Annotated in this window: 19 protein-coding genes; 15 read left to right on the forward strand and 4 right to left on the reverse strand. The window is 63.4% G+C overall.

Features of this window, described 5'->3' with window-relative positions; all coding sequences use genetic code 11:
* Positions 1-73 precede the first annotated feature (73 nt).
* From LFL96_RS21850 to LFL96_RS21870, 5 genes are all read left to right on the forward strand, one after another.
* Positions 74-718 (forward strand): HD domain-containing protein, encoded by a 645-nt coding sequence (locus LFL96_RS21850; protein ID WP_281002783.1) that lies wholly within the window; start codon positions 74-76, stop codon positions 716-718.
* 124 nt (positions 719-842) lie between these two features.
* Positions 843-1,610, forward strand: coding sequence for a glycine zipper 2TM domain-containing protein (locus LFL96_RS21855; RefSeq protein WP_281002784.1), 768 nt, complete (start codon positions 843-845; stop codon positions 1,608-1,610).
* 95 nt (positions 1,611-1,705) lie between these two features.
* Positions 1,706-3,712: a bifunctional DedA family/phosphatase PAP2 family protein gene (locus tag LFL96_RS21860; RefSeq protein ID WP_281002785.1), complete on the forward strand. Its 2,007-nt coding sequence runs from the start codon at positions 1,706-1,708 to the stop codon at positions 3,710-3,712.
* Between the two features lie 504 nt (positions 3,713-4,216).
* The gene (locus tag LFL96_RS21865) at positions 4,217-6,607 is read left to right on the forward strand and encodes a DUF6531 domain-containing protein (protein WP_281002786.1); all 2,391 of its coding nucleotides are present in this window, start codon (positions 4,217-4,219) and stop codon (positions 6,605-6,607) included.
* Entirely contained in the window at positions 6,607-6,900 is a 294-nt protein-coding gene (locus LFL96_RS21870; RefSeq protein ID WP_281002787.1) for a hypothetical protein, read from the forward strand. The genes LFL96_RS21865 and LFL96_RS21870 overlap by 1 nt, the downstream gene beginning before the upstream one ends.
* Positions 6,901-7,165: 265 nt before the next feature.
* On the opposite strand, the gene LFL96_RS21875 is transcribed toward LFL96_RS21870, so the two are convergent.
* Positions 7,166-8,092, reverse strand: a complete 927-nt coding sequence (locus LFL96_RS21875) for a phytanoyl-CoA dioxygenase family protein (RefSeq protein WP_281002788.1) — start codon at positions 8,090-8,092, stop codon at positions 7,166-7,168.
* A gap of 203 nt (positions 8,093-8,295) precedes the next feature.
* On the opposite strand from LFL96_RS21875, the gene LFL96_RS21880 reads away from it, so the two are divergent.
* The 8 genes from LFL96_RS21880 (at position 8,296) to LFL96_RS21915 (ending at position 15,790) form a co-directional block, all read left to right on the forward strand.
* The gene (locus tag LFL96_RS21880) at positions 8,296-9,462 is read left to right on the forward strand and encodes a Dyp-type peroxidase (protein WP_281002789.1); all 1,167 of its coding nucleotides are present in this window, start codon (positions 8,296-8,298) and stop codon (positions 9,460-9,462) included.
* On the forward strand, positions 9,455-10,258 hold the full coding sequence (locus LFL96_RS21885; protein WP_281002790.1) for a family 1 encapsulin nanocompartment shell protein: 804 nt from the start codon (positions 9,455-9,457) through the stop codon (positions 10,256-10,258). The genes LFL96_RS21880 and LFL96_RS21885 overlap by 8 nt, the downstream gene beginning before the upstream one ends.
* Positions 10,259-10,338: 80 nt before the next feature.
* Complete coding sequence (locus tag LFL96_RS21890) at positions 10,339-11,013, forward strand: HAD family hydrolase (RefSeq protein WP_281002791.1); 675 nt, start codon at positions 10,339-10,341, stop codon at positions 11,011-11,013.
* 63 nt (positions 11,014-11,076) lie between these two features.
* On the forward strand, positions 11,077-11,391 hold the full coding sequence (locus LFL96_RS21895; protein ID WP_281002792.1) for a DUF6566 family protein: 315 nt from the start codon (positions 11,077-11,079) through the stop codon (positions 11,389-11,391).
* A 104-nt stretch (positions 11,392-11,495) separates the two neighbouring features.
* Positions 11,496-11,861, forward strand: coding sequence for a DUF2946 domain-containing protein (locus LFL96_RS21900; RefSeq protein WP_281002793.1), 366 nt, complete (start codon positions 11,496-11,498; stop codon positions 11,859-11,861).
* Between the two features lie 191 nt (positions 11,862-12,052).
* On the forward strand, positions 12,053-14,158 hold the full coding sequence (locus LFL96_RS21905) for a TonB-dependent receptor (protein WP_281002794.1): 2,106 nt from the start codon (positions 12,053-12,055) through the stop codon (positions 14,156-14,158).
* 164 nt (positions 14,159-14,322) lie between these two features.
* On the forward strand, positions 14,323-14,640 hold the full coding sequence (locus LFL96_RS21910) for a helix-turn-helix transcriptional regulator (protein WP_281002795.1): 318 nt from the start codon (positions 14,323-14,325) through the stop codon (positions 14,638-14,640).
* Positions 14,641-14,728: 88 nt separating this feature from the next.
* Complete coding sequence (locus LFL96_RS21915) at positions 14,729-15,790, forward strand: alkene reductase (RefSeq protein WP_281002796.1); 1,062 nt, start codon at positions 14,729-14,731, stop codon at positions 15,788-15,790.
* Between the two features lie 170 nt (positions 15,791-15,960).
* Here LFL96_RS21915 and LFL96_RS21920 read toward each other — a convergent pair whose 3' ends face one another.
* Complete coding sequence (locus LFL96_RS21920) at positions 15,961-16,494, reverse strand: GNAT family N-acetyltransferase (protein ID WP_281002797.1); 534 nt, start codon at positions 16,492-16,494, stop codon at positions 15,961-15,963.
* Between the two features lie 143 nt (positions 16,495-16,637).
* On the opposite strand from LFL96_RS21920, the gene LFL96_RS21925 reads away from it, so the two are divergent.
* Complete coding sequence (locus LFL96_RS21925) at positions 16,638-17,279, forward strand: VTT domain-containing protein (RefSeq protein WP_281002798.1); 642 nt, start codon at positions 16,638-16,640, stop codon at positions 17,277-17,279.
* A gap of 18 nt (positions 17,280-17,297) precedes the next feature.
* A complete protein-coding gene (locus tag LFL96_RS21930) occupies positions 17,298-17,909 on the forward strand; it encodes a LysE family translocator (protein WP_281002799.1) in 612 nt (203 codons plus the stop codon).
* Position 17,910: 1 nt separating this feature from the next.
* Here LFL96_RS21930 and LFL96_RS21935 read toward each other — a convergent pair whose 3' ends face one another.
* Both LFL96_RS21935 and LFL96_RS21940 read right to left on the reverse strand, forming a co-directional pair.
* Entirely contained in the window at positions 17,911-18,432 is a 522-nt protein-coding gene (locus LFL96_RS21935; RefSeq protein ID WP_281002800.1) for an SRPBCC domain-containing protein, read from the reverse strand.
* Positions 18,429-18,767: a metalloregulator ArsR/SmtB family transcription factor gene (locus tag LFL96_RS21940; RefSeq protein ID WP_281002801.1), complete on the reverse strand. Its 339-nt coding sequence runs from the start codon at positions 18,765-18,767 to the stop codon at positions 18,429-18,431. The genes LFL96_RS21935 and LFL96_RS21940 overlap by 4 nt, the downstream gene beginning before the upstream one ends.
* Between the last annotated feature and the right edge of the window lie 3 nt (positions 18,768-18,770).

Consider the following 18,770-nt stretch of genomic DNA (forward strand, 5'->3'; position numbering starts at 1 on the left):
TCAGCCGCGCCGCCGCGAGCACCCGAATCCGGCGATGCGCGATAATCGCCGGCTTTCTTCACGGACCGCACCGATGACCCGCACCGCCTTCGCCCCCTTCCAGGACCTCGCGCAAACGCTGTTGCCGCACGCCTACGACGACAACGGCGACGGCTCGCACGACACCTCGCATCTGCAGCGCGTATGGAAAAACGCGGCGGCGATTCACGCGCAGGAAGGCGGCGACGCACAGGTGCTGTTCGCGGCCACGCTGCTGCACGACTGCGTGGCGGTCGAGAAGAACTCGCCGCTGCGCGCCCAGGCGTCGCGCCTGTCGGCGGAGAAAGCGACGCGCGTGCTGAGCGCGCTCGGCTGGTCCACGGCTCAGGTCGAGGCGACCGCCCACGCGATCGAAGCGCACAGCTTCTCGGCAGGTGTCACGCCCGTCACGCTCGAAGCGAAAACCCTGCAGGACGCCGACCGTCTCGACGCGCTCGGCATGCTCGGCGTGGCGCGCTGCTTCTACGTCGCGGGACGCATGGGCCGTGCGCTGTACGACCCGGCGGACCCGCATGCAGAAAACCGTCCGCTCGACGACATGCGCTACACGCTCGACCATTTCCATACCAAGCTGCTGAAGCTCGCGTCCGGTTTCCAGACCGCGACCGGTGCGCGCCTGGCGGACATCCGGCACGCGCGTCTGCAGCGTTTTCTCGACGAATTCAGCGACGAAATCTGAATCTGTAACAAGCGGCGGGAAGCTATACAAATCCTTACAAAGGCGTTTCGTTTTCGCGTGCACCGACGGTTCGTCTGCGGCGTTATTGCAGGCACCTACACGGCACAACGACGCGGAGTCCGCCATGAACACGAACCTCACTTCCACCCAGTCGCAACGCAGCCGCATCCATCCTCTGGTTGCCGGCGCCGCGGTCTCCGTCATCCTGGCGAGCGCCACCGGTATTGCGGCGATGACCGGCTTGCTGCCGGTTTCGCATGCCGTCACGGAGCCTTCGGCGATCACGTCGAATGGCAGCGCGGGTACGATCGCCACGCAGACCAGCGCCGCGCCGGTTGCCGCGCCGCAGTCCGTGGCCGCACCGGCCCAACCAACCACGCAGCAAGCCGCTCAGCAACCGGCGTATCAACCTGCCTATCAACCGGCCTATCAACCCGCACCCGCACGCCCTCCGGTTCATCACACGCGCCCTCGTCCGCCCGTCAGCGCGCCGGTCTACGCGAACAATCAGGATGACCAGGCGCAGTATCAGCCTGCGGTGCCGCGACCGGTCGCGCTCGATCCGTATGCGGGCGAAGTCGTCGCCATCAACACGGTGCAGTCGCCCGAGCCGGCCACCGGACTCGGCGCGCTGGGCGGCGCGGTCGCGGGCGGACTGGTCGGCAACCAGATCGGCGGCGGACGCGGCAAGATTTTCACGACCATCGCGGGCGTGGTCGGCGGCGGCCTCGCCGGCAACGGCATCGAACACGCGATGCGCAAGCAGACCAGCTATCAGGTCCAGGTGCGCATGCGGGACGGCAGCTACCGCAACTTCAACTACGACACGCAGCCGCCCGTGCAGATCGGCGAACGCGTGCATGTGTCCGGCGATTCGCTGAGCGCGTCGTAGCCCGGTCCGGTGCGCCGACGTCCATCGAAGAGGAATAACAACGCTCCCGTGCGCGTTATGATCAGGCGTCAAGCCAGAACGGCCATTCGCGCACGATGGAGCACGCCTACCTGCACTTCCTGCATCAGCTCGCCGGTCATCCGGCGTGGATGCTCGCGGTCGTCTTTCTGGCGGCCTTCCTGGAAGCGGTCGCCGTCATCGGCACCTTCATTCCCGGCAGTACCGCGATGTTCCTGGCCGGCGCGCTGACCGGCACCGGCTCGCTAAGTCTGCCGTGGGTATTCGTCTGGGCCATCGTGGGTGCGATTGCCGGCGACGGCATGAGCTTCTGGCTCGGCGGCCGCTACAAGGAGCACATCGTCCAGATGTGGCCGTTTTGCCGACACCCCGAAGTGCTCGAAGCGGGTCAGCGATTTTTCCGCAAGCATGGCGCGAAGAGTGTGGTGCTGGCGCGTTTCATCGGACCGTTGCGCGCGATCGTGCCGGTGGTGGCGGGCATGATGGGCATGTCCCCGCTGCGCTTCTACGCGATGAACGTGCTTTCCGCGCTGCTGTGGGCGCCCGCCCATATCCTGCCGGGCGTGGTGTTCGGCGCGTCGGTGCTGCTGGCGGGCGCGGTGTCGTTCCGGCTCGTCGTGATCCTCGCGCTGCTGGTGGCGATCGTGTGGCTGAGCTTTCGCGCCGCGCGCTTTCTGCTCTCGCATGCGAACGCGTGGTCGGGCGCGGCGGGACGCTTCGTCGGCGGCTGGGCGTGCCGGCATCCGGGTCCGCTCGGCCGTTTCGCGCGCCGCATGCTCGATCCGCACACGCCGGACGCGAGCAGCATCCTGTTGACCTCGCTCGTCGTGCTGGTGTCGGGCGCGCTGTTCTTCGGCGTGCTGCAGGACGTGATCAGCGGCGATCCGCTGACGCAGGTCGATCAATCCGTCTATCACTTCATGCAGTCGATCCGCACGCCGTGGGGCGATACCGTGCTCGCGAGTCTCGCCACGCTCGGCAGCGGCCTCACGCTCGCGGCGCTGATCGTGACGGTGGTCGTGTGGATGCTGGTGGAGCGGCGCTGGCGCACGATCGGCTACTGGCTCGCCGCCGTGGTGTTCTCGCAATTGCTGATCTTCGCGCTGCAGTTCGCGATGCATCGCGCGCCGCCGAACGAATTGATGTCCGACGCGTACGCGTTTCCGAGCGACCACGTCGCCGCGACGGTGATCGTCTACGGCTTTCTGGCCTTTCTGCTCGCGCGCCGGGTCGGCAAGATGGAAGGCGTGGTCGTCGCGACCGTCAGCACGATCGTGGTGATCGTGGTCGCGCTGGCCGGGCTGTACTTCGGCCGCTACTGGGTGTCGGACGCGATCGGCGGCGCGGCGCTCGCCTACGTGTGGGTCGCGATCGTCGCGCTGACCGCGATGTGGCGGCATCCGGAAGCGCCACCGGAACGTACGCTGATGCCGGCCGTCGTGCTGGCGGTCGTGCTGGTCAGCGTCGGCGTGCAACTGGGTGTCGCGATGCCCGCGCCGCGGCCCGACACCTCGCTGCGCAGACCGCCCGTGCTGGTGACGCAGGCGCAGTGGCTCGACTCGGCGGGGCGGCGCCTGCCCTGCCATCGCTCGGACATGGGTGGCGATCGCAAGGAGCCGCTGACGTTGCAATGGGTGTCGAGCGCGGCGTCGATTCGCGGCCAGTTGCGCGCGCAAGGCTGGGTCGAGGGCACCGATCTGTCCGCGCACAGTCTGTTGTCGCTGGCGTCGCCGAATGTCGCGGCGGTGTCGCTGCCGGTTTTGCCGAAGCTCAACAACGGCGTGCCGTCGACGCTGGTCTTCATGCGTCCCGGCGCGACCCGCGACGAACGCGACGTGCTGCGTTTCTGGCCGAGCGGCTATGCGGTGGGCAGCGATGCGTCGTCCGCGCCGTTGTGGGTCGGCTCGTTCGCGCACGAGCGGCTGTCGCGGGCGTCGTGGCCGATCAATATTCTGCGGGTCGATCGCGCGGTGAGCCTCGCCGATGTCCGTGCGAATCCCGGCGCGACGCTCGGCGCGCAGGTCGTGGGCCAGGCGAATTGCCATGGCGTGCCGGTGACGCTGCTGGCATCGCCGGAGGAATAAGGCCGCGACGGTGGATTTTTTTCGACGCCATGTCGAGGCATGTGGCGGATCGGCACGCAGCATCGGAAAGCCTGGCTGTCCCTACGCTGTTGCTTAGCTGTCCACACGCGACGCGCTGAGCCCGTTCGCTGCACCGCAAAAGAAAAACGCTATCCGCTCAAGCAGTTGCCAGGGTTGGCCAGGAGTTTTCCACAAGGATATGAACAATTTCTGTGGATAAGTTTGGGGGAGGCGAAGGCACTGAGAACGGGCCACGCGACTGCGCTCGCAAAGCTTTCTGGTGATATTTCTGGAAGGCCATTCTCCCGGACAACTACCCCGTGTTCAATGCACAAGCTGCAACCAATCATTCGCTTCTTCTGTCCGGCGAATTGATAAAACACGCGCGTCACATCCAGCCTATGCGATCCTGATTTTCGGATTAGTCGGATAGCCATTTATTTAATCATCCTTAAGAGTTGTGACCGGTTTCATCGATCACCACAACAAAACTTAAGGAGAAACATGAAATCGCGGAACCTCAGTCGACGATTGACGCGTAGCCGTGGCCGGCTGTGCATCGCGGCGTGCGTGTCAGCGACAAGCCTCTTAGCCAATGCTGCAGATTATTTGCAATGCATGCAGACCTATCAGAAGTCTCTCGGTATTCCTGGAAGCCCCATCTGCGTCACCCAGGTAGCCGGGACGTCGCCGATGTCGCGGGGTAGCGACGATCCTTATAACTCGATGAATTACTACAACTGTCCCAACGCGTCGAACTGGATCAAGGACTATTGCAACGGCGTTCCGGTTCCACCACAAGCAGACGAATCATGTCCAGTGGCGGACCCCGTCTTGCCGGCGAAGGGCATCGTCACGTTGTCCGAATCTGATTTCACAAGCGGCGATACGTCGCCGCTGGTTTTTAAGCGTACCTATCTTTCGAAATCTGTCGACACCTCGCAGACGCTGATGGGAAGCAACTGGGTGAACAACTGGCAACGGCGCATCGAACTGGCCGGTGCCTATGCCAGTGAGCCACACATCGTCGCGTATCGGGGGAATCAGCAGCCGTTGACGTTCCGTTGGAACGGAGCAGCATGGGTAGTGACAGGGAAAAACTGGCTATCCCTGGCGAAAGCCGCAAACGGAGACTTCTATTTGAAGGACGAGTTGCGAGGTACGACGGAGGCGTACAAGGGAACGACTGGTCAGTTCTATTCCGAATCGACCCGTACGGGAATGATCCGTGAAGTGAGCTATGACGAAAAGCAACGTATCGTGGACATCGGTGAGGCGCCGATTGATCGCCCGACGCAATCAGGATTGGTAATCAGCCTGAAGTACGACAGTAAAAATCGCATCTCGACCATCGTCGATCCATTGGGCAATGCGACGCATTATGCATACGACGTCAAAGGCAATCTCACGTCAGTGACGGGTCCCGACGGCTACATGCGCCAGTATCTCTATGAAGACGCGCGCTTCCCCGAAGCGCTGACTGGTGTAGTCGACGAGACCGGATCGCGTACAGCAACCTGGGTCTATGATTCCAGCGGTCGGGCCAGTGCAGCTACGCACCCCGATACGACGCGCAATACGGCATTGAGCTACGGTCTGGCGAGAACGACACTCAAGGATATGTTGGGCACAAGCAACTACGTTTTCGACGATGTCGACACGTTGCGGCCTCGTTCGATCGAAACACCTCATGGCACGGTCTCGCGATCGTGGGACGCAACAGGAAATCTTAAGCGGCGGCAGACTCCCGAGGGCGACATTCAGTACACGTGGGATAGCGTCAATCGCCCAGTAAAGTCCGTCGCAACAGTTGCAGGCAAGAAGACGGTAACGACCATCGAATACAACGACGGCAAATCGCTGCGCCCACATCTGGTAGCCACGCCAGGTAAGGTACGCGCCTTTGTTTACGATGCGGCTGGCAACGTCACCGGTTACGCGGAGCGGGCAACAACGGACCCGACAGGCGAGTCGGGAATGCAGGCGGCTGGAACGGGAAGTCAGTTGACGGTCGGTGCGCGTTATGACCCGGCGGGTCGCCTCTTGTCTGCCACAGTTGTTGACGACGGCAGAAAAACCGAAGACTGGACTTATTCGTACGACATGCGGGGCAATATCGCCCTCGTGCGGGACGCGGTGTCGGGCTGGGAAATGCGAACTCTTAGCCGTAATGCTGCGAATCGTGCAACTCAGATCGCGGGCAACAGTGGTCAGGCCGGTATTGCTTACGATGTACGGGGACGCGTATCTTCGTTTCAATACACCGAAAAGGCGGCTGCCGCAAATGGCGGTTTGGCTCGATACCTGAAAGTCGACTATAGCTACGCTCCTGACGGCACCGTTCTGAGTCGAAAAGCGCTCGTTTCGACGAACGACTGGTTTCCCCAACAAGTGACCGACGCCGAACTGGATATATGGCTAACCAACTGGGCCTTAGGCATCGATCCAGTATCACCACCCGCTAATCTCACGGGCCTGAAGTCAGACGCGAACGCATTCATTCCAGCGCTGTGCGTCGAATGCTACATGCCGTGGAAAGCCAACGTGACGGTAAGACTTTTCGGCGACGAATTGAGCGACGCGCTGCCGAAGTGGGGAGACACGGCTGAGCTCATGCTGGCAGATCAGTCGCAGGTTCCGTATCCTGTTCTTGTGCCGGATTTGACGAGTTCGGCGAAGCGGTCAATGCTTTTCTCCACTCCGTATGGCGCATCAAATGACGAAGGCGGTATGGTGAAGTGCGGTGGGCGTGAAAGCCAGCATGCCCAGTGTTATGAAAAATACGAGAATGATATGGACGCGTGTAGATTGATGGCCAAACCAAGAGGTATGCGAAATTACAAGATATGTTTGGCAAACGCTTTTGACAGATATCAACAGTGCCGAGGGTTTTGATGATTAAACATCCCCCATATTCCGTGGTTCTGACGTACACCGAGGAACCCCAGCAGTTGATCATGCAGGCCGTTGACACCACAAAGCTGGCTTCCGTGTTGGCCGGCTGCATGGAAGTGCCATTTTTTCTGGACGATGAGGAGTTCCGGTTTGACGACGAACTGGCTCGACAGCTCGGTGTCGCAATGCTCAATGTGCTCGCGGCAGGCCGCCCTCAGATCGAGCAACGTCTGACCTTGACCCAACATCCCCTAGATCGACCCGATGACGAAGACACGAGCGATGTTGAATGATCGACCGCGTTCCGTAGTTTGAGCTAACCGAAAATCAGACAGCACATGACGGTCTCACAGCAACCGATCGACTAGACGCCGCAAGCACGGCCCTTTAACCTGATGCGAGGCGGGCAATAGCCCGCTTCTGTACCTACCCACGAAAACTCCGAAGCATCAACCACCTGGCCCTGTTACCGAACAGTTTTCCACAGCCTTGCGAACAATTTCTGTGGATAAACCAACATCGCGCCAAAACCTGGGGTAACTCACCAACCCAACGCCCCTACCGCATCGCCCCCTTCCGCCCCTCCGCATTCGTCGCCACCGCAATCTCATCCAGATTCTGCGGATAAGGAAAATTCAACCCAAGCAACTGACGCATCGTCGGACTGGCCCGCCGCACGAAGTCTTCGCCCGCCATCGCGCGCAGATCCTCCATCGGCTTCACGAACTTCGGCAGGTACTGGATCAACACCGCGCTGCGATCCCGTGTGCTGCGGTTCGGCATCGCGCAATGCCAGGTCGCGCCGAAGAAGATGATCGCGTCGCCCGGCTCCGCGATCATGCGCTCGCAACGTTCGAAGAAGCGATCGCTTTCCGCGGGGTAGCGCAACTCGTGCTGCGTGTGCGGCACGAACGCGGTCGCACCGGTTTCGGCCGTGAACGGATCGAGCGGAATCGTCACCTGCGCGTTGAGCGGAAACGTCGTGTTGATGCCGCGCGGAAAAGTGGCCGGCATGTGGTAATCCCAGTACGGGTAATCGATGTGCGGTTCCTGGCCAGGCCCGTTCGGCAGAATCCGGTTGGCCGCGATCGAGCCCATGATGAAATCGTCGCCGAGAAACTGCCGCATCGCGCCGACGATCACCGCCTGCTCCGCCATCTGCGAAAACACGTCGCCCTTCGCCAGCAGATTCCACACGCGCCGCTGCAGATGCAGCCGCTGCTCCTCGGCGGCCTGACCCTGAAAGTGCGTGACCGTTTGCGCGCGATCCTCCGAGTGCGCCATCACGATGCGACGCGCGTCCGCGATCTGGCTCGCGCTGAACAGCCCGCGCACGCAGATCGCACCGGGACCTTGCGTGAGTGCGTCGACCACGACGTCGGGGGTCGCTTGCTGAGGATCGATCCGGTTCACTGCTGTCTCCTGAGATGCCGCCACGCGTCGATAGTCGAGCGTGGAGCGTCGTGCGTATTTGCTGTCAAGCATAGGAGACGACCGGACTGCAATGCAAGAAAAATTGCTTAAAATTTTTATCGTGGAATTTATTTTCCATTTTCAGGCAACGCCACCTTCATGACAGGCCGCCTGAACATTGTCATGACGCCGCGCATGCAACGAAGTCGATCGCCGGTATAACATCCGGTGGCAGGGTGCCAGTCGACCATCACGAGCCATTCACACTCATTCCGATGACCATTGAAAAGCCCCAGACTCCCGAACGCGCCGATCCGCCAGAGCCGCAAGGCATCTGTAAAGACCTCTCCCGCAGCGCGATTTTCCTAGTTGCCACGATTGCGCACGGCGCCGATGCCGCGGACACCGTCCGCGCGTGGTGCGGCGACCTCGCGGCGCTGGTGCGCGCGGTCGGCAAGCGCGTGCCGGGCGGCAACCTCTCCTGCGTGTGCGGCTTCGGTTCCGTCGCGTGGGACCGCCTGTTCGGCGCGCCTCGCCCGGCAAGCCTGCATCCGTTCCGCGAATTCCGCGGGGACGATCGCCATGCGCTCGCGACGCCCGGCGACATCCTGCTGCACATTCGCGCGGAACACATGGACCTGTGTTTCGAACTCGCGACGCAACTGCTGACGCCGCTCGGCGATGCAGTGACCGTCGTCGACGAAGTGCATGGCTTCCGCTACTTCGACATGCGCGATCTGGTCGGTTTCGTCGACGGCACCGAGAATCCGACGGGCCGCGAAGCCGTACAGTTCACGCTGATCGGCGACGAAGATCCGGACTTCGAAAGCGGCAGCTACGTGATCGTGCAGAAATATCTTCACGACATGGCGGGCTGGAATGCACTGCCGGTCGAAGCGCAGGAACGCATCATCGGACGCAAGAAATTGTCGGACATCGAACTCGACGACGCGGTGAAACCGTCGTGTTCGCACAGTTCGCTGACCACGCTCGTCGAGAACGGCAAGGAAGTGAAGATCCTGCGCGACAACATGTCGTTCGGGCGGCCCGGCTCGAACGAGTTCGGCACGTACTTCATCGGCTATGCGCGCTCGCCCGCGCCGATCGAGCAGATGCTGGAGAACATGTTCGTCGGCCGGCCGCCCGGCAACTACGACCGGCTACTCGACTACAGCCGCGCGGTCACGGGCGGCTTGTTCTTCACGCCGTCGGCGACCATGCTCGACGAACTCGCGGACCGCGTGCCGCCGCCATCCGCCGACATGGCCGATGGCGATGAAACCGAAAACGCGGCGGAAACGAAAACCACCGTTTCCGCCGTTTCCGCCGTTTCCGCCAGCAAGGCCGAAGCGCAACCCCACCCCTCCTCCGCACCCACCGAGCCGGAACGCGATGGCTCGCTGAACATTGGCTCACTCAAGGGAATCGCCCAACATGAATAACCTGCATCGCGAGCTTGCCCCCATCTCCCGCGCCGCCTGGTCGCAGCTCGAAGAGGAAGTGGCGCGCACCTTCAAACGCAGTGTGGCCGGACGCCGCGTAGTCGATGTCAAGGGCCCGGGCGGCGCCGAACTCTCCGCCATCGGCACCGGTCATCAGATCGCGATCGGCGCGCCGCACGACGGCGTGGTCGCGAAGCTCGCCGAAGTGAAAAGTCTCGTCGAGCTGACCGTGCCGTTCGAACTGTCGCGCGAAGCGATCGACAGCGTCGTGCGCGGCGCGAAAGACGCCGACTGGCAACCCGCGAAGGAAGCAGCGAAGCAGCTCGCGTACGCCGAGGACCGGGCGATTTTCGACGGCTACCGGGCGGCGGATATCGAAGGCTTGCGCGAGGGTTCGTCGAACCCGGTGCTCGCGTTGCCGGCCGACGTCAGCGACTATCCGGACGCGATCAGCCACGCGCTCGAACAGCTGCGGCTCGCGGGCGTCGACGGCCCCTACTCCGTGCTGCTCGGCGCCGATGCCTACACGGCGCTCGGCGAAGCGCGCGACCAGGGCTATCCGATCATCGGCCACATCAAGCGGATCGTGAACGGCGACATCATCTGGGCGCCGGCGCTGGCAGGCGGCAGCGTGCTGTCCACGCGCGGCGGCGACTTCGAACTGCATCTCGGCGAGGACGTGTCGATCGGCTACACGAGCCATACCGATACGACGGTGCGGCTCTATCTGCGCGAATCGCTGACGTTTCTGATGCTGACGAGCGAGGCGTCGGTATCGCTGACGCAGGCCGGGTAGGCCGTTCGTTTTTCGCGTCCGCTTCTCGCGTTCGCTTCTTGCGTTCGTCTCACGTCATCCATCCGATCAAGGACGCCGTCATGCGCATTCAAACTTCCTTTCTGTTCGATCTCGACGGCACGCTCGTCGATAGCGTCTATCAGCACGTGCTCGCGTGGAAGCAGGCGCTCGACAGCGAGGGCATTCCGCTGTCGGTCTGGCGCATTCACCGCAAGATCGGCATGAGCGGCGGCCTCTTCACGAACCAGTTGCTGCGCGAAACGCATCAGGACATCAGCGTGGAGCTCGGCGAACGGCTGCGGCGCGCACATGCCGCCGCATATCTGCAATTGCGCGATCAGGTCTGCCCGCTGCCCGGCGCGCGCGAACTGCTCGCCGCGCTCACGCAGGCCGGCACGCCTTGGGCCGTGGCGACCAGCGGACGGATGGAGACCGCCGCGCTCAATCTCGAAGCGCTCGGCGTCGATCCGGCGAAAGCGGTCGTCGTCACGCGCGACGACGTGAAGTACGCGAAGCCCGATCCCGATCTGTTCATCGCCGCCGCCTTGCGGCTCGGCGTGCCGATCGAACAGAGCGTCGTGGTCGGCGACAGCATCTGGGACATGCTGGCCGCGCAACGCTGCCGCGCGCTCGGCGTCGGCTTGCTGTCGGGCGGGTACGGCACGGAGGAACTGGAACGTGCCGGCGCGTTGCGCGTCTATGACGATCCGGCGGATCTGCTGGAACACCTGGATGAGGTCGCCTCGCGGCCCTAGGTCCGACTGTCCGTACAGACACAGGTACGCGCTGAGGTGCGTGCGCGCTCTCAGGAGACGACGATGAACGAAAGCACGGAGACTTACGGCGAGTTCGACATCATCGTGCACGCCGAGACCAACCCATTCGGCGCATGGATCGCGCGCGTGAGCGTGCGGCGCGGCACGACGACCCTCGTCGATGTCCGTCCCGCGACGGTTCAACCGCAGTGGCGCACGGAGCCGGAAGCGACGCGCGACGGCATCGAATGGGGACGCCGCTTCATCGATCGTGAACTCGACGCGCGGCCTTCGCGCTCATGGGTGTCCGATCGGGCACATGCGGAGAACTGGTTTCGCGACGCAGCGCAAACGCGCAGCGATAACGACGATACGTGAGCGCTATACCGACAATAAATCCATCACAGGTCCTTTCGCGGCTCGACCGATTGAAACGATTCTTACGGACTGTTAAAGTACGCCGCACACTATTTCAGTCCGACATGAACCTTCGCGCCCGCACACTCACGACCGCATGGCTTGGCCTGTTCGCCATGCTGCTCATCGTGCTTGCGCCGCTGGTCAGTCAATTGATCGTCGCGCATCGCGCGGATCAACCCGAGGCGGCATTGTGTTCCGCTGCGCTGCCTGGTGGCGCGAGTCATCACGCAGCCGCGCAGGATCTGCTGTCCGCTTGCAGCTATTGCGATCTGCTCGCCACGCATGCGGCCATGCCGCCTATTCCCACCGTCACGCTTGCCCTGCTGACGCTCATCGTCGTCGCGACCGTCAGCGCGCACTTCACCCGCTTCACGCCGCTCGGCGCGTTCCCCTCCGGACGCCCGAGAGACCCGCCGTCCTTCCGCTGATTTTCTTGCGCTTCCGGTAACGACTTTTTCTTTCGCTCGCCAGCCGGGCGAGTGAACGGGCATGCCCGCGCTGCATCGCGCGGCGTGCGGGCGTTGCCTGTCTGCGCATGGCTGCTTACTGCTCACCGCGTGGGGCACGTGCCCGCACGCCGGTGCTTCACGTCTGTACACCGATAAACGACTCAATCAACATGTTCGAGACCATCCGACTCCGGATCGCCCTGTCCAGCGCGGCCGCCCTCCTCGCCTCGCACGCATGGGCCGACACGACCGATCAAACCCGCCCCGATAACGAAACCACGCTCGCGCCGGTGATCGTGCGCGATCAGGCGCCCCGCTCGCTGACGTCGCCATCGGTCAGCGAGATCAAACGCGTACTCGACGGAACCGTCGGCTCGGTCGGCTTCGTCGATAGCGACAGTTATGCGAACACCTATGCGTTCACCTTGCGCGATGTGCTGAAGGAGGTGCCGGGCGTTTTTGTGCAGAACCGTTACGGCCAGGAGCTTCGGCTGTCGATCCGTGGCTCCGGCATCGCGCGCAGCTATCACACGCGCGGCCTGGAGATTCTTCAGGACGGCATTCCGACGAATCTCGCCGACGGCAGCGGCGACTACTACCAGATCGATCCGCTCGCGCTGCGGGCCGCCGAAGTCTACAAAGGCGGCAACGGACTCGCGTACGGCGCGTCGACGCTCGGCGGCGCCATCGACTTCATCACGCCCACCGCCTATACCGCGGATGCGCCCAACATGGTGCGACTCGAAGGTGGCAGCTACGGCACGGTACGCGCGAGCGCGCAGTTCTCGCGCGTGGTTGGCCCGCTCGACTACATCGCCACCTTCTCGACCCATCACGCGTCCGGCTATCGCGACCACGAGCGCGGCAACTATCAGCAGTTCAACGCGAACGTCGGCTACCGTTTCAGCCCGACGCTCGACACGCGCTTCTACGTGGGGGTGTATGTCGTCAATCAATTGCTGCCCGGCACGCTGTCGCTGAACGACGCGCTCAACAATCCGACCAGGGCGGCAACCAGCGCGGTGACGGGCGACCAGGCCCGCAATACGCGCACGGAACGCATTGCCAACCGCACCACGCTCAAGCTCGACACCGGCGAACTCACGTTCGATACCTGGGCGATTCACAAGAGCCTGTATCACCCGATCTTTCAGGCGCTCGAACAGGATGGCTGGACCTACGGCTTCGCGCCGCGCTACACGGCTACGCTCGATCTCGGCGGACTGCGCAACGACGTGATTGCCGGCGCGCGTTTCTTCGGCGGCAATACGCAGGCGCGGCAGTACGTAAACGTGTCCGGCAATCGCGGCGCGCAGACGCTGGACTCGTCGCAAAACGCCTACAACTACGAGGCTTACGTCGAGAACCGTTTGTTCTTCCTGCCCACCGTCGCATTGATGACGGGCGTGAAAGCCCTGCGCGACGTCCGCGAGTACGTCGATCATGGCGGGCTGGCCGCCGATCCCACCTACAGATCGACCAGCGAAACGTTCAATGGCATCAATCCCAAGCTCGGGTTGCTGTGGCAACCGAATCGCGACATCCAGGCGTTCGCGGATATCACACGCAGCCAGGACGTTCCCGACTTCACCGATCTGATGCAGACCTTCAGTTCGACCACACGCTTCACGCCGCTCGCCGCGCAGCATGCGTGGACCGTCGAGCTCGGCACGCGCGGCACGCACGATCGCGTGAGCTGGGACGTCACCGCATGGCGCTCGCTGGTGCGGGATCAGTTGCTGCAATACACGACGAATCCAAATATCCCGGCAACGACGTTCAACGCCAATCAGACCGTGTTGCAGGGCATCGAGGCGGGGGTGTCGGTGGATCTGCTGCGCGACATCGCAGGGCGCGGCGCGGGCGACAGGATCACGCTGTCGGGCGTGTGGAACCTGAACGATTTCCGCTTCAAGGGCGATCCGCAATACGGCTCGAATCGCATCGCCGGCGTACCGGTCAATGTGGTGCGCGCGGCGCTCGGCTATTCGCGGCCGGACGGGTTTCATCTGTCGGCGTCGGTGGACTGGGTGCCCGCGGGTGCCTGGGCCGACGATGCGAATACCTTGCGCGTACCGGGTTATGCGCTGCTGGGCGTGCAGGCGGGATGGGATTTTCGCAACGGCGTGTCGGTGTATGTCGACGCGCGCAATTTGACGAACAAGCGCTATGTGAGCGATATCAGCACGGTGGCGGACGCGCGCACGGCATCGACGGCGATCTTCTATCCGGGTGAGGGACGCAGTGTGTTCGCGGGGGTGCGGTACGCGTTTTGAGGGGGTTGAGGGAGGGGGGGCGGCGGTAATCGCCGCCCCCCCATCACCCCCACCGCCAGTAATGCCATCGTGCATATCGTCAAAATACGATATATGATTCGTCCTGTAGCGATGCAGGACGCATGGGCGCAGACGTGTGCCCAGTCTGCACGCGGTTGACGATCATGAAACGAACTGACTCCATCCCCGACATCGACGCGATTCACAAGGCGTTGGCCAACCCGGTGCGCCGGGAGATTCTCGGCTGGCTGCGCGAGCCTTACGCGCATTTCGCCGATCAGGAACTGCCGCTCGACCATGGCGTTTGCGCCGGCAAGATCGACGCGCGCTGCGGTCTGTCGCAGTCCACCGTGTCGGCGCATCTCGCGGCTTTGCAGCGCGCGGGACTCGTCACGTCGAAGCGCGTCGGGCAGTGGGTGTTTTTCAAGCGTAATGAGTCCGTCATCCAGGCATTCCTCGAGCACGTGAACACACAGCTCTGAGGGCGTCGTCCGCATCGCCGCGCTTCTTTCCTGTCACGCAGTCTTTTTCAGGCTCGGGCCACAAGCTCGTCGCCGAAGGTGAACTCACATGCCGACTCTTTTCGATCCGTTGCAAATTGGCGATCTCACGCTGTCGAACCGCATCATCATGGCGCCGCTGACGCGTCAGCGCGCCGAGGAAATCCGCGTGCCGAACGCGTTGATGGCGCGTTACTACGCCGAGCGCGCAAGCGCCGGTCTGATCATCAGCGAGGCCACCTCGGTCACGCCGCAAGGCATCGGCTATGCGGATACGCCGGGCATCTGGTCGCAGGAACAGGTCGAGGGGTGGAAGCTCGTCACGAACGCGGTGCACGCCGCCGGCGGCAAGATCTTTCTGCAACTGTGGCACGTCGGCCGCATTTCCGATCCGCTGTTCCTGGACGGCGAACTGCCGGTCGCGCCGAGCGCGATCGCCGCGAAGGGCCACGTGAGCCTCGTGCGTCCGGAACGTCCGTACGTGACGCCGCGCGCGCTGGGTCTCGATGAAATCGCCGGTCTGGTCGACGCGTATCGCAAGGGCGCGGAAAACGCGAAGGCAGCGGGCTTCGACGGCGTCGAAGTGCACGGCGCGAACGGCTATCTACTCGACCAGTTCCTGCAGGACAGCACCAATCAGCGCACCGACGCCTACGGCGGCCCGATCGAAAACCGCGCCCGCCTGCTGCTCGAAGTCACCGACGCCTGCATCGCCGTGTGGGGCGCGGACCGCGTCGGCGTGCACCTCGCGCCGCGCCGCGACGCGCACGACATGGGCGACTCCGATCCGGCCGCGACCTTCGGCTACGTGGCACGCGAACTCGGCAAGCGCGAGATCGCCTTCATCGCGGCACGCGAAGCGCTCGGCGACGATCGCCTCGGCCCGCAACTGAAGCAGGCGTTCGGCGGCCCGTACATCGCGAACGAAAAGTTCACGAAGGACACCGCGCAGCAGGTGCTCGACGCCGGTGAAGCGGACGCGGTGGCCTGGGGCCAACTGTTCATCGCGAATCCGGATCTGGTGCGCCGCTTCGAAATCGACGCGCCGTTGAACAAGCCGAATCCGGCCACGTACTATGCGCGCGGCGAAACCGGCTACGTGGATTATCCGGCGCTGGAAACGGTGGAATAAAGCGGGGGCAAACGTGATCGCTCCAGATTCGGTTTGCCGCTGAAATCGTAGCGGCACGCTGAAGAAACAACGCGGCGGGTGTGACCTGATGGATCAGGGTCACACCCGCCGCGTTTTTGTTTGTCTCGTTTCGAGGCGTTGACGGGGGGGTTCATGCGTCGCGCCTCGCATCACGCGAAATCGCGCCGCATGAACACGCGCTTCGATTCGTCGAGCCCGTGCGCGATGTGCATGTCACGCCGCTCGATCAGCGACGCGTCGAGATCGTTTGGTGCGATATCGCGAAACCCCAGCCGACGGTAATACGGCGCGTTCCATGGGACGTCGCGAAACGTCGACAACACCAGTTGCATGACGCCCCGCTCGCGCGCGAGCCCCGCGACCTCGTCGATCAACGCCGCGCCGATGCGCTGCCCTCCATGCGAGGTCAGCACATCGAGTTCCTGAACATAGAAGCGTGCGGGTTCCGGCTCGAACATCACGAAGCCGACGCACGCTGCATCCGCGTCCGCATTCACGGCGACGACGATCTCGCGCGCCGCGATCTTGCGTTCGACGAGCGCGATCTCCATCGGCGGGGCATCGGCGATGCCCACCATGTCGACGCTGACGAAACGCTGCCCCGCTTCGAACTCGATCGCGCGAATGGCGGCGGCATCGTGGGGCGCGGCAAAGCGGAAGGTGAGGGTGGACGTAGGCGGCATGGAGAAATCACGGTAACGTTGCGGGTCCGGCTCCGCGCCGGCATCGCGCGATATTGACATCAACGACGGCAAATAAACAAGTGTCCGCCGGGCCCGCGAGCTACACTCCCGAACATCCCACTACCTCCCTTCCCGCGCCCAAGATGGATCTGATGCATGTGCTGCAGGTCGCCCTGCACTTCGACCGGCACCTGAGCGATTTGATCGTGCAATACGGCACCGCCGTCTACGCGATGCTATTCCTCGTCGTGTTCGTCGAGATCGGTTTTCTGCCGCTGTTCTTCCTGCCCGGCGATCCGCTGATTTTCATTTGCGGCGGGCTCGCCGCAACCGGCGCGCTCAACGTGTGGCTCGTGATTCCCGTGTTGTTTGCCGCGACCGTGGCAGGTAGCATCGTGGACTATGCGATCGGCCGTGCGATCGGCGAAAAGGTCTATACGGCCGACTATCGCTGGCTCGACAAGAATGCATTACGTAAGGCGCACGCGTTCTACGAAGCGCGCGGCGGGTTGACGTTTCTGCTGTCGCCGTTCATCGCGGTCGTGCGCACTTTCGCGCCGTTCGTCGCGGGCGTATCGCGCATGACGTTCGCGCGTTTTGTGTCGTACGTGAGTGCGGGCGCGGCGCTGTGGATCGTGTCGCTGGTGACGGCCGGTTATCTGTTCGGCAACGTGCCGCTGGTGCGCGATCATATGAGTTCGATCGTGTTGCTGGGCGTCGCGCTCGGTGTCGGTTCGCTGCTGGTCAGTGCCGTGTGGCGCTTCGTCGGCCGGCGCCTTCGTTAATGTCTCCGGAGATTTTCGATGACGGTATCTGCCTTGCTGGTTTTCGCTCTCGCGTTGATCGTCGCGGCCGGCACGCCCGGTCCTAGCGTCGCCGCGCTGGTCGCGCGCGTGCTGACCAACGGCTTTCGCGACGTGCTGCCGTTTCTCGCCGCGATGTGGCTCGGCGAAGCGTTGTGGCTCACCTGCGCGGTGGCCGGGCTCGCGGTACTGGCGCGCAGCTTCGGCATGCTGTTCATGGTGTTGAAGTTCGCCGGCGCCGCGTATCTGTTGTTTCTTGCATGGAAGATGTGGCGTGCGCCAGCCGATGTCGCGGGCGACGACCTGCCGCGCGGCCAGTCGCCGTGGCGGATGTTCGTCGCCGGGTTGCTCGTCACGCTCGGCAATCCGAAGATCATGGTGTTCTATCTCGCGCTGCTGCCGACCATCATCGATCTATCGCGCGTCGGGACGTTCGCGTGGATCGAGTTGACGCTGACCATGCTGTTCGTGCTGGCCGCGGTCGACATCACATGGGCAATGCTGGCCACGCGTGCACGCAAGCTGTTGACCACACGGCGCGCGGTCAGGATCACGAACCGCGCGAGCGCAACGTTGATGGCGGGCGTGGCGGCGGCGATCGCGGCGCGGTGAATCAAGCTCGCGGCTCAGATGCCTGCACCACCCCTCGTAACGCCGCCAGCAGCGCCTGCCACCACTCCCCATGCCGCAGCAGAAACACCTGCTCCGGAAAATGATGACGCGCCACGTGATCCTGCGGCACCGTATCCCAGCCGCGATGCTCGACCGTCACGCGAGTTTCGTCGCCCACTGCTTCGAAGCGCACTTCGACATGCGTGTCCTGCCCGGCCGAAAAGCTCGCCTGCCGCCAGCCAAACGCCAGACGCTCGCCCGGTTCCCACGCGGTGACGCGGCCGATCTCGAACACGCTGCCATCCGCCTGTGTTTCGATCAGCCGCCTGCCTTCGCCCGTATTCGACGCGTCTTCAGCACCACCGCAGTCACCCGCCTCGAACGACAGCACCCCCGCCCCGCGCGGCGTGAACTGGAACAAGCCATTCGGCCGCCACCACTTGCCGATCTCGCGCGTGAACACCTCGAACGCGCGCAACGGCGACGCCGCGACCCGCAACGACACCTGCACGCGCGAGCTCATTCCTGCGCCTCCAGATGCGCCTTGAACGACAGCAATTGCTCGGACCACAACGCCTCGGTCTGTTCGAGCCACTGCTTCAACTCGTTCATCGGCGTGGCGCACAGGACGTAAAGCCGTACGCGCGCATCGACGCCATCGCGCGCTTCCTCGATCAGTTCGCTCGATCGCAGCACCCGCAGATGACGGCTCATCGCTTGCGGCGACAGACCGGTGGCCTCCGCGAGTTCGCCGGCGCGCATCGGCTGCCGGCTCAGCAGATCGACCACCTGACGCCGGTTCGGATCGGCAAGCGCGGACAACGTGCGGTCGAGCGACGCGCTGGCAGGCAGTCCCATGCG

The organism is Paraburkholderia sp. D15, assembly GCF_029910215.1.
Classification (GTDB): domain Bacteria; phylum Pseudomonadota; class Gammaproteobacteria; order Burkholderiales; family Burkholderiaceae; genus Paraburkholderia.

Coding starts and splice junctions, on each gene's coding strand:
- LFL96_RS21940 (WP_281002801.1), bottom strand. CDS start 18,767: ATGGGACTGCCTGCCAGCGCGTCGCTCGACCGCACGTTGTCCGCGCTT.
- LFL96_RS21860 (WP_281002785.1), top strand. CDS start 1,706: ATGGAGCACGCCTACCTGCACTTCCTGCATCAGCTCGCCGGTCATCCG.
- LFL96_RS21895 (WP_281002792.1), top strand. CDS start 11,077: ATGAACGAAAGCACGGAGACTTACGGCGAGTTCGACATCATCGTGCAC.
- LFL96_RS21925 (WP_281002798.1), top strand. CDS start 16,638: ATGGATCTGATGCATGTGCTGCAGGTCGCCCTGCACTTCGACCGGCAC.
- LFL96_RS21900 (WP_281002793.1), top strand. CDS start 11,496: ATGAACCTTCGCGCCCGCACACTCACGACCGCATGGCTTGGCCTGTTC.
- LFL96_RS21915 (WP_281002796.1), top strand. CDS start 14,729: ATGCCGACTCTTTTCGATCCGTTGCAAATTGGCGATCTCACGCTGTCG.
- LFL96_RS21870 (WP_281002787.1), top strand. CDS start 6,607: ATGATTAAACATCCCCCATATTCCGTGGTTCTGACGTACACCGAGGAA.
- LFL96_RS21850 (WP_281002783.1), top strand. CDS start 74: ATGACCCGCACCGCCTTCGCCCCCTTCCAGGACCTCGCGCAAACGCTG.
- LFL96_RS21855 (WP_281002784.1), top strand. CDS start 843: ATGAACACGAACCTCACTTCCACCCAGTCGCAACGCAGCCGCATCCAT.
- LFL96_RS21905 (WP_281002794.1), top strand. CDS start 12,053: ATGTTCGAGACCATCCGACTCCGGATCGCCCTGTCCAGCGCGGCCGCC.
- LFL96_RS21910 (WP_281002795.1), top strand. CDS start 14,323: ATGAAACGAACTGACTCCATCCCCGACATCGACGCGATTCACAAGGCG.
- LFL96_RS21880 (WP_281002789.1), top strand. CDS start 8,296: ATGACCATTGAAAAGCCCCAGACTCCCGAACGCGCCGATCCGCCAGAG.
- LFL96_RS21890 (WP_281002791.1), top strand. CDS start 10,339: ATGCGCATTCAAACTTCCTTTCTGTTCGATCTCGACGGCACGCTCGTC.
- LFL96_RS21920 (WP_281002797.1), bottom strand. CDS start 16,494: ATGCCGCCTACGTCCACCCTCACCTTCCGCTTTGCCGCGCCCCACGAT.
- LFL96_RS21885 (WP_281002790.1), top strand. CDS start 9,455: ATGAATAACCTGCATCGCGAGCTTGCCCCCATCTCCCGCGCCGCCTGG.
- LFL96_RS21935 (WP_281002800.1), bottom strand. CDS start 18,432: ATGAGCTCGCGCGTGCAGGTGTCGTTGCGGGTCGCGGCGTCGCCGTTG.
- LFL96_RS21875 (WP_281002788.1), bottom strand. CDS start 8,092: ATGCTTGACAGCAAATACGCACGACGCTCCACGCTCGACTATCGACGC.
- LFL96_RS21865 (WP_281002786.1), top strand. CDS start 4,217: ATGAAATCGCGGAACCTCAGTCGACGATTGACGCGTAGCCGTGGCCGG.
- LFL96_RS21930 (WP_281002799.1), top strand. CDS start 17,298: ATGACGGTATCTGCCTTGCTGGTTTTCGCTCTCGCGTTGATCGTCGCG.